Genomic DNA, 14,321 nt, shown 5'->3' with positions numbered 1-14,321 from the left:
CCTCAATGAGTTTATAAGTTATTTTTTAGTAATATCTTCACCGAAGTACTTAATTGAAAGTTTCTTCATTGTACCGTCTTTGTAAAGTTCCTTGATAGCTTTGTTGACACGGCCACGTAGGTGAGTTGATTTTTTGTTGTAAATTGGAGCAATTTCTGATGGTTCAAGTTTGTTATCAGGAATAGTGATGTATTTCAAATCAGTATTCTTATGACTCTTCTTCCAATATAGGAAAGCTTCTCTAGAGTTGATGGCACCAGCAACACGTCCTTGATCAATCATTGACATGTCAGTTTGGAAGTCAGCAGCAGGAACCACTTTAGCACCAAATTTTTCGGCATGATTGTAGTTATCTGTTCCAGTTCCGGCAGAAATCTTCTTACCCTTAATATCATCTACGGAATTGATACCAGTACCATCTTTAGTAATGATAACTGATTTGGAGTAAATGTAAGGCGTTGAGAAAATATAGTGTTTCTTACGTGATGGATTCTTAGCTACATTATTGAAAACAACATCGAAAGTATTAGAATTTAATCCGGCAATCAATGAGTCCCATTTAGTAGGAACAAACTTAGTCTTCAAATCTAGTTTCTTGGCAATATCTTTGGCAAGGTCAACTTCAAATCCTTTAAGTTTACCATCGTCACGATATGAATAAGGTGCGTAGGTACCCTCTAGACCTACAGTTAATGTTCCTTGTGTCTTAGTGTCGTTGTTGGCGCTATTTTTGTTTGAGCAACCAGTTAGAACCAAAATCAAGGCTACAACTGTCGTTAAAATTAAAGCAATTCGCTTTTTCATTTTTTGTATATCCCCCTGTATAAAATTTCATCATTTTTTGTTGTCTCACAAGATATAAGTTCATAGAAAGTATAATGACTTAGAAACTACTTTTGAGGCAAAATAATATCGTTAGGCTTAACTTCACTACCAAAGTAAGGTTTTAATTGGCTATTATAGTCATCTGTGAAGAAGCCTTGCTTGTTTAATTTGGTGATTTCCTTATTGGTCCAGTTCAAAAGAGATTTGTTACCTTTTTTGACAGCGGGAGAAATATATTGCTTTGGTCCGATACTTTTAATTCCAACGGTATAGTTAGGATTATTTTTGACCCAAGCATACAAGTAGGAATTATCGTCAGCTAAAGCAACGCCACGATTGTTTTTTAAAGCGTTGAATTGTTGAGTCTTAGAATCGAATTTTAGAAGATCAACCTTAGGTTGTTTAGAAGTAAAGTAATTTTCAGCGGTCGTTCCCTTAGTAACGATTAAGTTTTTGCCTTGTAATTGTTTAGGTTCAGTTATGGCTTTATTCTTTGGCGAAATTACACCAACAGATACCTTCATATATGGTTTGGCGAAGTCAACAACATCACGACGAGCCTTCGTAACCGTGAAATTAGCTAAGATGATATCAACTTTGTTTGCGTTCAAAGCATCGACACGGTTGTTAGCATTTACTTGAACAAATTTTAATTTAACGCCTAAATCTTTAGCAATCTTATGTGCCAAGGTGACATCATAACCAACTCTCTTACCATCTTTATTGACCCAGCCATAAGGTGGAAGATCACCAAAAACAGCAACTTTAATCGTACCACGTTTTTTTATTTGTGCCACACTACTGGAATTAGAAGTTGATGAGGCATTATTACTGTTGCTACCACAGCCGGATAATATCAGCATTAAAGTCATTAGAACAGTTGCAAATGAAATTAACTTGGTCCATTTTTTTCTCATAATAAAAATCTCCCCTAAATTTTAAAAATCCATACTTTTTAAAAATTTTTGAGCTCGATCAGTTTGCGGATGATCAAAGAAATCTTGACCGTTAGTATCTTCTAGAATCGAACCATCTTGTAAAAATAAAACTCGATCAGCAATTTGTTTAGCAAAATTCATTTCATGGGTAACAATAATCATTGTCATATCGTTTTGATTAGCTAAATTTTTTATAATGTCTAAAACTCCTCGAACCATTTCCGGATCAAGCGAGGCAGTTACTTCATCAAAAAGCATGAACTCTGGATGAAGCATTAGAGCTCTGACGATTGCAGTTCTTTGCTTTTGACCACCAGATAGTTGTCTTGGATAGACGTTTTGATATTCTTCTAAGTCGACTCTTTTTAGTAAATCAACTACTTCAGGCAAAAGTTCTTCTTTGTTTCTCTTTTGGACTTTGGTTGGACCTAATAAAATATTGTCCAAAACAGTCAGGTTGGGGAAGAGGTCATAACTTTGAAAGACCATCCCAATCTTTTGACGTAGTTTTTGCCAATTCTTTTCTGTAGGAACGACTTCCTGTCCCTCAAAGAAAATTTTGCCAGCTTGATAGTTCTCCAAACCATTGAGTGTACGAATAAGAGTACTTTTCCCAGAACCAGATGGTCCTAAAAGAGTGATAACTTCACCTTTATTTATGGAAAAATTAATATCATGAAGAACTGATTGATTTTGATATGCTTTGTCTAAATGTTCGACTTTTAAAATTTGTTTAGTCATTAGTATTATCTAGATTCTTCCTTTCTAAGCGATTAGCCCACCAAGAGAGGGGATAATCAATTAAGAAATACATCAAAAAGATTATTCCGTAGACCCAAAAGACCCCAGTTGGATAGTGTTGGTTGTTGGCTTCAATAATCTGTTGACCAATATTGATAACATCCATGACACTGATCAGCATTAACAATGAGGTCGTCTTGATGATACGGGTAATGAGGTTTATCGTAGCAGGAAGTTCTAAAGTAAATGCCTGTGGAATTAGAATATAACGATAAAGCTGCATTCTTGAAAGACCAATTGCCAAACCGGACTCTCGTTGATGTTTTGGTACTGAAATCAAAGCCCCACGGACGATATCGCTCATTTCTGCAGCCGTCCATAAAGCAAATACTAACGTTGCAATTTGTTGCCCAGGTATTTGCATGTTAATCTGCTTTGGCAAAATATAATAGAATAGAAATAATAAAACTGGCGTAGGAATAATTCGAAAGAACTCCAAGTACAGTCTTAAAATTAATCTTAAAAAGCGATTATGAAACGTCCGCAAAATTCCTAAAAGTACTCCTAAAATCAAGCCAATAACGATAGCAATAGCGGCGATCTGAACGGTAGTCCATAATCCTGTCAGCAATCTAGAAAAGTTGTGACCTAAAAAAATAACGTTAATTCCCGAATGAGCCATAGCGAACCCTCTTTTCTAAAAGTGTCAAAATAAGTGACAATGGAATCAGGATTAAAGCGTAAGCAATGACTAAGACAAATAGGTAATCAGTCGAGTTGTAATACAGTCCGATCAGATCCATAGCTGTATTAGTCAATTCAGGAATAGCAATTACAGTAAAAATTGAAGTTTCCTTTACTAAAAAGATGATGTTAGCAGCTAAGGCAGGTACGCTAAGAATGAATCCTTGTGGAAAGATGACGTATCGAGCTAATTGCCAGTTATTTAAGCCAATAGCTTTACCACTTTCAATCTGATTTTGTTTGACGCCATTGAATCCACCAGAAAAGCCAGTTGCCATGTAACTTCCTCCTAAAAATATTAAACCGATGATCCCACATAATTGAGCACTGAGTTTTATGCCCAAAGCAGGGAAAGCATAATATAGAAAGAATAGTTGAATTAAAAGGGGCGTGTTACGCGATATTTCAACGTAGATACTTACAATTTTTTGGAGAATTGGTATTTTGAAAAACTTGATAAGACTACAGATCAATCCGACGATAATTGATCCAATGATACCAATTAATGATAGGTATAAAGTTAATTCAAACCCTTTTTGAAACATGGGCAGGCTCTGTTTAATGATCTCCCAATTCATTTTTTCCCCTCTTATCTTTTACAGAAATGATTAATCAAATAATGCAGTTGAAAGATATCTTTCACCATTATCAGGTGCAACCGTAACAACCGATTTACCCTTTCCAAGCTTCTTAGCAATTTCGATAGCGCCAAAGATATTAGCTCCTGCTGAAATACCAGGTAGAAAGCCTTCCTTATGGCTAACTTCTTGAGCCATTTTGATAGCTTGATCACTAGTTACTTCTATTATGTCTGAATAAGAAGTTTCATCGAGCGTGTCAGGAATAAATCCAGCTGAGATTCCTTGGATCTTGTGGGCACCAGTTTTACCTTCTTTTAGTAATGGAGATTCAGCAGCTTCTAAGGCCCATACTTTAATGTTGGGATATTTCTTAGTTAGTGCATGACTAATACCAGAAAGAGTACCACCAGTACCAACGCCGGCGACGAAGCCATCAATTGGAGTATCGCCGAAAGCATCGATAATTTCCTTACCAGTTGTTTTCTCGTGAATCTCTGGATTAGCTGGATTTTGGAATTGCATGGGCATGAAGTAGCCATTTTCATTTGATAATTCAGTGGCTTTTTTAATCGCACCACCCATACCGTTAGCACCAGGTGTCAAAATGAGTTCTGTGCCGTAACCTTGCATCAATTTACGACGTTCGATACTCATTGTGTCAGGCATGGTAATGATAAGATGGTAACCTTTAGCAGCAGCAACTAGTGAAAGACCAATACCAGTATTACCTGAGGTTGGTTCGACTAAAGTATCACCGGGCTTGATCTTGCCAGCTTTTTCAGCGGCTTCAATCATAGCAAGAGCAATTCGATCCTTAACGGAACTACCAGGATTGAAAAATTCCAATTTCACATAGACATCAGCAGCATCTTCTGGTACGACCTTATTTAATTTAACGATAGGGGTATTTCCAATTAAATCTGTAATATTTTGAGCAATTTTTGTCATAATAATCTCCTTAGCAAGTTGTTAGTTTATATTCAGTGACTGTTTGTAGCCAATTTTTATAAAAGTTCTTTTGTGTTTCTTTCCAAGAAAACATCGGATTCTCATCCAGTGGCGAATAGTAATTAAAAGCTGGGAAGGGATGTTTAACCTTGGGACTCATTACTTCACGACGATATTCTTTATCCAGACTTTCACGTTGATATTCAAGGTGAGAAAAAATGAAAGTCTGATTCTTGTTATTTGATTGGACTAAAGTTAATAGACCATTTTGACTAGTAGCATTGATGGACAAGAATGGGTTTTGTTCTATTTCTTCATGATCCATTTCCGCGTAACGAGCATGTGGTGCAGGGAAATTGTCGCTGATATTATTTAAAATGTAGCTGTCTTTAGTGATTTGATTTTGAAAAACGCCAAAGACCTTATGCGGTAGCAATTTTTTTTGAATGTTATAAATACGATTAAGGGCAGCCATGGCGCCCCAACAGACATACAACTGTGGTAGATTTGTTTGGTTCAGTTGGTCGATTAGAGAATTGACCTCATCAAAGTAGGAAACTTGAGGAAAATCTAATTTTTCAACCGGACTGCCAGTGATGATAAAGCCATCCAGTGTTTTGATGTCCTCTAAGTCTAATGGCTTCATATTGTCAGTAATAGCAGAATCGAGAGTGCGATTGACATAACGAGTTGCCGAATAGTAAAACTGTAATTCAATATTTTCATAAGCGAGAACTCGTTGAAAATTACGCATGGTTTCCAATTTGTTTTGCATTAAATTTAAAATACCAATTTTGATTGGTTCCACAAGTAACTCCTTTCTAAGTTTTGTAAATACAAAAAAAGAGGAGCTGACTAATGTCAACTCCTCTTGATTTAATAGTTTACACTACTTGTTTATCAATTGAGTGGAATTAGGCATGTCGAAAAAGTATAGTAATGTTCATTCATTACTACACAACAACATGATTTAGTTTCATTTTGGTTCAAATTAAAATTCAACATGTCTATTCCTCCTGCAATTAAGTTATTTCAAATCTACGATTAAATTATAAATAAGTCAAGTATTATTTTTTCTTTTCTGTGTAAATGGATAAAGATTCAAATTCCAAATATGATGCTAAGGTTAGTGAAATTATCAGTAGAAATACTAGCCAACCCATTGTGCGACCTAAGATCCAGCTGAGTGGCATGAATTTAGCAACTAGATAAATACTAGCCATTGATAATCCAAAGTCAAAAAAAAGATTAGCACCAATAACTGGTTTGCTTCTTTCCAAAACAAAAAAATGGATAAGTTCTTTTAAAACTTTTCTAGTAGAACTGCGATACATGATTAGTACTGGACGTTGGGCGATAACTTTTACCGCAAACATTCCAAAAGCACCAACGATTCCACCTACAATGATTCTCCAGGTCAAAGCGTGGAGAACCAAAGAATTATAAGAGACGCCAATAATTGATAGACAAAGGATGTAAGGGATTATGAAGAAGAAAAGATAGATAATGGAAATTTTTTTATTAGACATTTTTAGTTACTCCCTATATACTAGTATTCTTATTTTAACATGAAAAAGGTTTATTGTTGAATGGAATAACACCTGTTATAATTGTTTTGTTTATGTTATTTACAGATGAATATGAAAGTGAGTGCGAGTTAAATGAGTGGTGACTCTTCTGGAGCGTCGCTTTCCGGGCAGCTGATTTTAATAATTGTATTAACGTTATTAAATGCTTTTTTTGCAGCAGGCGAAATGGCGATTGTTTCTGTTAATAAAATGTCCGTTGAGGAAAAAGCAAAGGGTGGTAATAAGCGAGCCAAGAGGATCTTGAATGCAATCAATAGTCCTAATAAGTTTTTATCGACGATCCAAGTTGCAATAACTTTGGCTGGATTCTTGTCTTCTGCTAGTGCAGCGGTAACCTTAAGTACTAGACTAGAAGGAGTGCTTGGAGATTTTCCAGGTAGTCATGAGGTCGCAGTTATTATCATAACAGTAGTTTTATCGTTTATTACTTTGATTTTTGGGGAATTGTATCCAAAAAGAATAGCGTTACAACGACCTTATCAAGTGGCAAGTTTTACAGAACCATTGATACGAATGGTTGGGAAGGTGTTACATCCCTTTGTCTGGTTATTGGATGTAACGATAAATTTCTTGATGAAAATAACGCCGATTGACTTTAGTCACAAAGACGATTCGGTTACGAGAAATGAAATGATTGCAACGTTACGAAAGTCTAGAAATAGCGGAACAATCAATTCTGACGAATATCAGATGTTGCAAGGAATCATACGTTTTGGAGATAAAACAGCGAGAGAAATTATGACTCCCAGAACTGATGCGTTTATGATTGATATTAATAATCCTGTCGATGAGAATATTGATGATATTTTGAATCAGCCATACTCCAGGATTCCGGTATATGGCGGCGATAAAGATAATATCATTGGAATTGTCCATATCAAGGATATTTTGAAAAAATCACGTGAGATTGGTTTTGAAAATATCAATTTCAAATCAATCATGAAAGAGCCTTTGTTTGTACCTGAGGCCACCAATATTGATGCCTTACTGTTGCAAATGCGAAGTACCCAGACACAAGTTGCAATGGTTGTCGATGAGTACGGCGGTATTGTTGGTTTATCAACAATTGAAGATATTCTAGAGGAAATTGTCGGTGAGATTGATGATGAATATGACCCAGTAACGAAGAATTTTCAACGTTTAGGTGCTAATAAGTTTTCATTAGTGGGTTTGATGACAATTGAGGACTTTAATGAACTGTTTGAAGAGGAAATTCAAGCGGAGGATGTTGATACGATTGCTGGATACTTGATCATGCATATTGGTGAGATTCCTGATGCAAAGCATCCTAAGTCATATGAGTTAAAAGATGGTATTGTAATAACATCTGGTGAATTAAACGGCTCAAGAATTGAAAATGTTATTGTGACTGTTCCTGATAATAAATTAAAGGTAGTTACGAATAATATGTTCAAAAAGAAATACTAACCGTATTTCTTTTTTTTCGAAGAAAAAATAAATTAAATTATATGAAAAGAATATGGAGGATTAAAACGCGCAGAGCAGGACGTTTCATCATGAATTAACTAGTTTTGATTTGCGCTCTAATATTATGGACCAAAAACAATTAGAACAAGAAGTAGATAAAAGGAGAACCTTTGCCATTATCTCTCATCCTGATGCTGGTAAAACTACTATTACAGAACAAATGTTGTACTTTGGTGGAGTAATTCGTTCCGCTGGTACAGTTAAGGCTAAAAAATCTGGTCAATTTGCGACTAGTGACTGGATGGAAATTGAAAAGAAACGTGGAATTTCAGTAACTAGTTCAGTTATGCAATTCCATTATCATGATAAAGATATCAATATTCTGGATACACCAGGACATGAGGATTTTTCTGAAGATACTTATCGGACTTTGATGGCCGTCGATGCGGCAGTCATGGTAATTGATTCAGCTAAAGGTATTGAACCTCAAACTAAGAAATTATTCAAAGTTGTTAAACAACGTGGTATTCCTATTTTTACATTTATGAATAAATTGGATCGTGATGGTCGTGATCCTTTGGATTTGATTGCCGAATTGGAAGATCTTTTGAATATTGAAGGTTGTGCGATGAACTGGCCTATCGGTATGGGTAAAGAATTAAAGGGACTTTATGATATTCAAAATAACCGTTTGGAACTTTATCGAAAGGATGGCGATGACCGTTTCTTGCCTTTAAATAAAGAAGGAAAATTGGAAGAAGCTAATCCAATCGAAGAAGATGGAGTTTACGAACAAGCTCTCGGTGAAGTCGATTTGGTTAAGGAAGCTGGGAATAAGTTTGACTTGAAGAAAGTTCAAGAAGGTAATCAAACCCCCGTTTTCTTTGGATCAGCGTTAACTAATTTTGGCGTGGAAACATTCTTGAATACTTTCTTGGACATGGCTCCAGCACCTGCAGAACACAAGCAAAAAGATAGCGATGAAGTTGTTGAACCTGACGATCCTGAGTTTTCAGGTTTCGTCTTCAAAATTCAAGCTAATATGAATCCTAATCATCGTGATAGAATTGCCTTTGTTAGAATTTGTTCCGGCGAGTTTGTTCGAGGAATGGATGTTACATTGAATAGAACTGGAAAAGTGATGCGTTTAAATAACGCTACAGAGTTTATGTCAGATCAAAGGGAGTCAGTTAAGACGGCTGTTGCCGGAGATATCGTCGGCTTGTACGATACTGGTAATTTTCAAATTGGCGACACGATTTATTCTGGTAAGAAAGCTGTACAATTTGAAGATTTGCCACAATTTACTCCTGAAATGTTCATGGAAGTTCAAGCTAAGAATGTTATGAAACAGAAATCATTCCATAAAGGGATGCAACAGCTGGTTCAAGAGGGTGCCGTGCAACTTTATAAAAAGTACACAACCAATGATTATATTTTAGGCGCCGTTGGGCAACTTCAATTTGAAGTTTTCCAATTTAGAATGAAGAATGAATATAATTGTGATGTAGTTATGAATCCCATTGGTTCTAGAATTGCTCGGTGGGTTGATCCAGACCAACTTGATGAGTCTATGTCATCAACTAGAAATATGTTGGTAAAGGATTTAGATGACAAGCCACTCTTCTTGTTTGAGAATAGATTTGCGGAAAATTGGTTTGCTAATAAGTATCCAGATGTTAAGTTAACTTCAAAATTATAAAAAATCGCTGAATAGCGATTTTTTTTATTGTAATATTTTAATGGTAGTGTAAAAAATCAAAATAAAAGGAGGCGAAAAAAGACTCGGATTTGTGTAATATCAGGGGATTGCTCTTATTTCTTTAAAAATTAATTTGGCTACCAATTGGGTTTATTTAACTTAAGCTTGTTATCCAATTACTTTGAAAGAATTTAATTTAGTCATTTGATATAAAAGAATCTTAAACATCTTAATAAATTCTTAATGTCAAGTAACAAAAAATTACAATTTATTTTCTAATGTTTAATTTTTGTTACAAAATCCGAGTTTTCTTGAATCTAATTTTTTTAAATAGTAATCTATAACTAGATTATTTATTAAGGGGAAACATTCTATGTCTAAAAAAAATCTAATTACAAGTGCCTTAGTACTTGGTACATTAGCTGCAACTGCTACGCCCTCTGTAGTATCAGCTGCTACAACAAATGATGCTACTAGTGCATCCGACACAAATACAGAACAAGTAAATAATAAACCAGAAGATAATAAAGATAACGTTATTGCTGGATCAGACAAAACTAAAGCCGATACAACTGTTGCCAACTCATCAATTGTTCAAGCTGCTAGTGAATCTACATCAGCTGCATCTAATGCAACAGCTATTGTTCAAGCTGCTTCTGGTGTGACATATTCACAACAACAAGCCTTTTTGAATGAAGCCGTTCCAATGGCTCAAAAAGCTGCCGCAAAATACAATCTTTATACATCAGTTATGTTGGCTCAAGCTATTCTTGAAAGTGGTTGGGGTGCCTCAACTTTAGCTACTCAGGGTCATAACTTGTTCGGTATTAAGGGCGACTATAATGGAGCCTATGTATCAATGCCTACTTCAGAGTGGAGCTCATCACAAGGTTGGTATACAATTTATGCTAACTTTAGAAAGTATCCTAGTTACTATGAATCATTCCTAGACAATGGGGATAAACTTCGTAATGGTGTTTCATGGAACTCAAGTTATTACAAGGGTACATGGAAAGAAAACACAAGTTCATACAAGGATGCTACTGCATGGTTACAAGGTAGATATGCTACAGCTCCTAACTATGCTTCATCATTAAATAATATTATTTCAAGTTACAACTTGACACAATATGATGGTACTCCTGAGACAAATGGTACATCTCAAAATAATAAGGGTGTCATTAAGGTTAATAATAAAAACAGTACTTATGTTCAATTGCTTGCCCTTCAATCTGATGGTACATATAAAGCAATTACAAACCGTGCCTTGGCTAATAATACTGACTGGAAGACAGACCAAAAGAAAGTTCTTAATGGTCATACTTACTATCGTGTTGCTACAAACGAATGGGTACAAGATACTTACTTAGCTTAATTATTAAAATAATAAGCAATTAAATAGCTTCTGATTAGAATTCATACAGGGATTCTAACAGTGGCTATTTTTTTATGAAAAGTTGAATATTAGTTGTCTCAAACGAAAGAATTTATTATCATAGTTAAATGTGCTTTTTAGACAAGACTACTATTTTGGTTGGAGAATAGAATTAATGAAAACAAAATTAACGTGGAAAAATTTATTTTTTATCGGTTCAATGTTATTTGGACTATTTTTTGGAGCTGGAAACTTAATTTTTCCAGTATTCTTGGGACAGCAAGCTGGACGAAATGTTTGGTTAGCGATTATCGGTTTATTGATAACTGGGGTAGGATTGCCACTTTTAGGTGTAGCCAGTATGGGAATCACTGCCAGCAACAGTGTTTTTGATTTAGCAAGTAAAGTGAATCGACCTTATGCATATATTTTTACAATTTTATTATATGTCACGATGGGCCCGTTATTTGCAATTCCTCGATTAGCTACGATTTCTTTTCAGTTGGGAATTGCGCCGTTTGTTGCGAAGAATAATCAGGGGGTAATTCTACTATTTTTTTCAGCAATATTTTTTATAGCTACTTGGTTTTTATCACGGAAACCTAGTGAGTTAATGACCTATGTCGGCAAATGGTTGACACCAATTTTTTTAATTCTATTGGGAATTTTAGTCATAACGGCAATTATCAAGCCAATGGGAAGTTTAAACGCGTTGCCTCAGAATCAATACATGAAAGCCCCAGTTTTAACAGGATTCACTGAAGGATATAACACGATGGATGCGTTGGCATCGCTTGCTTTTGGCGTTGTAGTGATTGAGACGATTAAATCTTTAGGAATTACAGAACCCGCGCAGATTGCTAAAGATACGATTAAATCAGGGGTAATTAGTGTGATTATTATGGGTGTAATTTATGCTTTTCTAGCTTTGATAGGAACGATGAGTGTGGCTAAATTGCCCTTGGCATCAAATGGTGGGATAACTTTAGCTCAAGTGTTCAATTACTACTTTGGTTCCTTTGGTAGTTTGTTATTAGCTTTGATTGCAATTATCGCTTGTTTGAAAACATCAATTGGATTGGTATCTGCTTTTGGTGAGACAGCTGAAGAGATGTTTCCCAAGTTTAATTATCAAATTACTTTGATAGTGGTATCGGTAGCATCTTTTTTGATTGCAAATATTGGATTGACAAAACTGATCAATTATTCGACACCAATTTTAATGTTTTTATATCCTCTAGCAATCGTTTTGATTGTTGTAGCAGTTTTGAGTCCCTTGATTGGTGAATCGAAATGGGTTTATGGAATGACGACTGTGTTTACCATAATTCCAGCTTTCTTCGCCGGATTGGAAGCTTTACCGAAGATTTGGAGGGAAATTTCATGGATTCAAAATATTTTACATTTGAATAAATATTTACCTTTAGCTGATTTGGGACTTGGTTGGGTAGTACCAGCAATTGTTGGATTATTATTAGGATTTGTCATTAGTAAATATAAATTATCTATCGAAAAACGATAAATAGATATTGTTTATCAATATGAATAGTGCTAAAGTACTCTTAACAGTTAATGGGAGATAAGAGTATGAAAATTAAAACGACACTTTTAAAATTGGTAACTGCAGTCATTGATTTGATTTTTCTGATGTTTGGATTCATATTATCAACATTGTTATTTTTATCAATAAGAAGGCATACAATTTTTGGTTTGCAACTAATGATGATTCTTTCATTTCTTATAGGGTGCTTATTGATTTTAGTGATCAGTTATTACCTTTATAAGATATTCTTTTTAATTGATAAACATAATTTCTTTTCTATAACGGCGTTACATTCGGTCAGAATGATTCGTTATTTGTTTATTGCCGTATTCGTAGTTCTGCTAGGGATTATGCCATTTGTCTATTATTTGGCTGATCAAGGAGACGCTCCAGGATTGATTTTAATTGTTGGAGCAGTTATTTTCTTACCTTTAGCAATTGCGGCGTTTGTATCGGCGATGGAACAAATATTAGTCAATTCTATTAAAATGAAAGATGAGAATGATTTGACGATATGATTAAAATTAATTTGGATTTGATGTTACTAAAAAGAAACATGAGTGTGACAGAATTAGCCGAAAAAGTAGGAATTACGCAAGCAAATATTTCAATTTTGAAAAATAATAAAGCCAAAGCCATTCGTTTTTCCACGTTAGAAAAGATCTGTCAGGTCTTGAATTGTCAACCAGGCGATATTATTGAATATATTGAAAATTACTAAAGTAAAAGAAAAGCTGATGTAGCAACTAAGTAATAGTTGTTGCATCAGCTTTTTTTATACTTAAAATCATTTATAATTCTGCCAAAATCTTATTAGCTGTTGGTTCATTCAAAATAATATCAGTGAAGTAGTCTCCGTTCAAAGCAGCATTTAGTGCTGAAGATTTGAATTTATCATTGACGATAGCTACACGAGTAGGGACCTCCATAACTTTTTTAAAACTGATACCGAATACCTTATCATGTTCGCTATCGACTAATAGATTGCCATTTTTATCAATAGGACGACCATAAACCAATGCAGCAATTGAGTTGGGGTTGACATCAGGGAAAAGAATATTTTTAGAATTATTCCAAGCATCAATACTATTGATGGAGTCAATTGTTCCCACACTAGAAAAAATTAAATCGAGTTGTTGAGCTGTAGCTAAAGTTGGCTGAATAGCTGGTTCCAAAGCCAGTAAGCGTCGAACTTCTTTATTAGTAATATAAAGTGGGGCATCAATCGTTAAGTATTTACCGTTATAGCGTGTGGCAACTTTTTGAACCATGCGCATTGAACCAGCAAGAGAATTATGTTTAGCATTTTCACCAATGAATTGCGTGAAAACCATATTTTCTTTAGCGGTAGTCTGAAATGAATCAATCACATGATAAATAGTGTCGCCCCAAGTCAGACCAATAATTTTTTTACCATCAATTAAATCTTGCAAGTATTTTGCAGCAAAAGAAAAGAAACGATCATTTGCGTGAGCAATATCTTCAGTATTTTTTAAAACATAAAAATTGGGATTTGGAAAAGCTCTTTGAAGCCTATTTTCCAAATCGGGACTTCGTGAAAATGGTGAACTTATATTAATTGTCACTATTTTTTTTTCGACTGCTTCGTTCAAATATTTTGAAATTTTATAACGGCTAATATTATACTTCTTAGCAATTTCGCCAAGGTTTAAATGTTTGAGGTAATAGTCTTGAGCGAGATCGACAAGTAGTGAAGTGTTTTCTTCTTGAGCCATGATCAATTCTCCTTTGCATATATAAGTTACCTTATTTAGGGACCAATTTCAATTTTGAAAGTTTGTGAAGTTTGTGAAGACGTTTGCAATTTTTTGAAAAGAGAGTAGTATACGAATTAAAAAATGTTAAATAAATGCAATATTTTTTAAAAAATTAAAAAGGGGCGACAT

General features: G+C 34.8%; 15 protein-coding genes. 6 read left to right on the top strand and 9 right to left on the bottom strand.

Features of this window, described 5'->3' with window-relative positions; translation table 11 throughout:
• Nucleotides 1-18: 18 nt before the first annotated feature.
• From LA20249_RS05545 to LA20249_RS05510, 8 genes are all read right to left on the bottom strand, one after another.
• A complete protein-coding gene (locus tag LA20249_RS05545; protein ID WP_057736680.1) occupies nt 19-804 on the bottom strand; it encodes a transporter substrate-binding domain-containing protein in 786 nt (261 codons plus the stop codon).
• A gap of 86 nt (nt 805-890) precedes the next feature.
• Nucleotides 891-1,742 (bottom strand): transporter substrate-binding domain-containing protein, encoded by an 852-nt coding sequence (locus LA20249_RS05540; protein WP_057736682.1) that lies wholly within the window; start codon nt 1,740-1,742, stop codon nt 891-893.
• A 21-nt stretch (nt 1,743-1,763) separates the two neighbouring features.
• The gene (locus LA20249_RS05535) at nt 1,764-2,504 is read right to left on the bottom strand and encodes an amino acid ABC transporter ATP-binding protein (RefSeq protein ID WP_057736684.1); all 741 of its coding nucleotides are present in this window, start codon (nt 2,502-2,504) and stop codon (nt 1,764-1,766) included.
• Nucleotides 2,497-3,186 (bottom strand): amino acid ABC transporter permease, encoded by a 690-nt coding sequence (locus tag LA20249_RS05530; protein ID WP_057736686.1) that lies wholly within the window; start codon nt 3,184-3,186, stop codon nt 2,497-2,499. Before LA20249_RS05530 ends, LA20249_RS05535 begins: the two co-directional genes overlap by 8 nt.
• A complete protein-coding gene (locus tag LA20249_RS05525) occupies nt 3,167-3,826 on the bottom strand; it encodes an amino acid ABC transporter permease (RefSeq protein ID WP_057736688.1) in 660 nt (219 codons plus the stop codon). Before LA20249_RS05525 ends, LA20249_RS05530 begins: the two co-directional genes overlap by 20 nt.
• A 30-nt stretch (nt 3,827-3,856) precedes the next feature.
• Nucleotides 3,857-4,777, bottom strand: a complete 921-nt coding sequence (cysK, locus tag LA20249_RS05520) for a cysteine synthase A (protein WP_057736690.1) — start codon at nt 4,775-4,777, stop codon at nt 3,857-3,859.
• 10 nt (nt 4,778-4,787) lie between these two features.
• A complete protein-coding gene (locus tag LA20249_RS05515; protein WP_057736692.1) occupies nt 4,788-5,585 on the bottom strand; it encodes a homoserine O-acetyltransferase/O-succinyltransferase family protein in 798 nt (265 codons plus the stop codon).
• A 259-nt stretch (nt 5,586-5,844) separates the two neighbouring features.
• On the bottom strand, nt 5,845-6,306 hold the full coding sequence (locus tag LA20249_RS05510) for a hypothetical protein (RefSeq protein ID WP_057736694.1): 462 nt from the start codon (nt 6,304-6,306) through the stop codon (nt 5,845-5,847).
• A 132-nt stretch (nt 6,307-6,438) separates the two neighbouring features.
• On the opposite strand from LA20249_RS05510, the gene LA20249_RS05505 reads away from it, so the two are divergent.
• The 6 genes from LA20249_RS05505 to LA20249_RS05480 all read left to right on the top strand — a co-directional run bounded on the left by LA20249_RS05505 (nt 6,439) and on the right by LA20249_RS05480 (nt 13,135).
• On the top strand, nt 6,439-7,794 hold the full coding sequence (locus tag LA20249_RS05505) for a hemolysin family protein (RefSeq protein WP_057736696.1): 1,356 nt from the start codon (nt 6,439-6,441) through the stop codon (nt 7,792-7,794).
• Between the two features lie 124 nt (nt 7,795-7,918).
• Nucleotides 7,919-9,496: a peptide chain release factor 3 gene (locus LA20249_RS05500; protein WP_057736958.1), complete on the top strand. Its 1,578-nt coding sequence runs from the start codon at nt 7,919-7,921 to the stop codon at nt 9,494-9,496.
• Between the two features lie 373 nt (nt 9,497-9,869).
• Nucleotides 9,870-10,871, top strand: coding sequence for a glycoside hydrolase family 73 protein (locus LA20249_RS05495; protein ID WP_057736698.1), 1,002 nt, complete (start codon nt 9,870-9,872; stop codon nt 10,869-10,871).
• A gap of 175 nt (nt 10,872-11,046) precedes the next feature.
• Nucleotides 11,047-12,393 (top strand): branched-chain amino acid transport system II carrier protein, encoded by a 1,347-nt coding sequence (gene brnQ, locus LA20249_RS05490; RefSeq protein ID WP_057736700.1) that lies wholly within the window; start codon nt 11,047-11,049, stop codon nt 12,391-12,393.
• A 65-nt stretch (nt 12,394-12,458) separates the two neighbouring features.
• Nucleotides 12,459-12,932: a DUF2975 domain-containing protein gene (locus tag LA20249_RS05485; RefSeq protein WP_057736702.1), complete on the top strand. Its 474-nt coding sequence runs from the start codon at nt 12,459-12,461 to the stop codon at nt 12,930-12,932.
• Nucleotides 12,929-13,135 carry a helix-turn-helix domain-containing protein gene (locus LA20249_RS05480; RefSeq protein ID WP_057736704.1) on the top strand — a complete coding sequence of 69 codons (207 nt, stop codon included), beginning with the start codon at nt 12,929-12,931 and terminating at the stop codon, nt 13,133-13,135. The genes LA20249_RS05485 and LA20249_RS05480 overlap by 4 nt, the downstream gene beginning before the upstream one ends.
• 70 nt (nt 13,136-13,205) lie before the next feature.
• On the opposite strand, the gene LA20249_RS05475 is transcribed toward LA20249_RS05480, so the two are convergent.
• On the bottom strand, nt 13,206-14,150 hold the full coding sequence (locus LA20249_RS05475; RefSeq protein ID WP_057736706.1) for a sugar-binding transcriptional regulator: 945 nt from the start codon (nt 14,148-14,150) through the stop codon (nt 13,206-13,208).
• Nucleotides 14,151-14,321: the final 171 nt, after the last annotated feature.

It is taken from the genome of Companilactobacillus alimentarius DSM 20249 (assembly GCF_002849895.1).
GTDB classification, from domain to species: domain Bacteria; phylum Bacillota; class Bacilli; order Lactobacillales; family Lactobacillaceae; genus Companilactobacillus; species Companilactobacillus alimentarius.
This window is presented reverse-complemented; position numbering and strand designations above follow the sequence as displayed.

Excerpts from the sequence above, each read along its gene's own strand:
- LA20249_RS05530 (WP_057736686.1), bottom strand. The coding sequence starts at position 3,186 with ATGGCTCATTCGGGAATTAACGTTATTTTTTTAGGTCACAACTTTTCT.
- LA20249_RS05505 (WP_057736696.1), top strand. The coding sequence starts at position 6,439 with ATGAGTGGTGACTCTTCTGGAGCGTCGCTTTCCGGGCAGCTGATTTTA.
- LA20249_RS05545 (WP_057736680.1), bottom strand. The coding sequence starts at position 804 with ATGAAAAAGCGAATTGCTTTAATTTTAACGACAGTTGTAGCCTTGATT.
- LA20249_RS05525 (WP_057736688.1), bottom strand. The coding sequence starts at position 3,826 with ATGAATTGGGAGATCATTAAACAGAGCCTGCCCATGTTTCAAAAAGGG.
- LA20249_RS05480 (WP_057736704.1), top strand. The coding sequence starts at position 12,929 with ATGATTAAAATTAATTTGGATTTGATGTTACTAAAAAGAAACATGAGT.
- LA20249_RS05485 (WP_057736702.1), top strand. The coding sequence starts at position 12,459 with ATGAAAATTAAAACGACACTTTTAAAATTGGTAACTGCAGTCATTGAT.
- LA20249_RS05535 (WP_057736684.1), bottom strand. The coding sequence starts at position 2,504 with ATGACTAAACAAATTTTAAAAGTCGAACATTTAGACAAAGCATATCAA.
- cysK (WP_057736690.1), bottom strand. The coding sequence starts at position 4,777 with ATGACAAAAATTGCTCAAAATATTACAGATTTAATTGGAAATACCCCT.
- LA20249_RS05500 (WP_057736958.1), top strand. The coding sequence starts at position 7,919 with ATGGACCAAAAACAATTAGAACAAGAAGTAGATAAAAGGAGAACCTTT.
- LA20249_RS05495 (WP_057736698.1), top strand. The coding sequence starts at position 9,870 with ATGTCTAAAAAAAATCTAATTACAAGTGCCTTAGTACTTGGTACATTA.
- brnQ (WP_057736700.1), top strand. The coding sequence starts at position 11,047 with ATGAAAACAAAATTAACGTGGAAAAATTTATTTTTTATCGGTTCAATG.
- LA20249_RS05510 (WP_057736694.1), bottom strand. The coding sequence starts at position 6,306 with ATGTCTAATAAAAAAATTTCCATTATCTATCTTTTCTTCTTCATAATC.
- LA20249_RS05540 (WP_057736682.1), bottom strand. The coding sequence starts at position 1,742 with ATGAGAAAAAAATGGACCAAGTTAATTTCATTTGCAACTGTTCTAATG.
- LA20249_RS05475 (WP_057736706.1), bottom strand. The coding sequence starts at position 14,150 with ATGGCTCAAGAAGAAAACACTTCACTACTTGTCGATCTCGCTCAAGAC.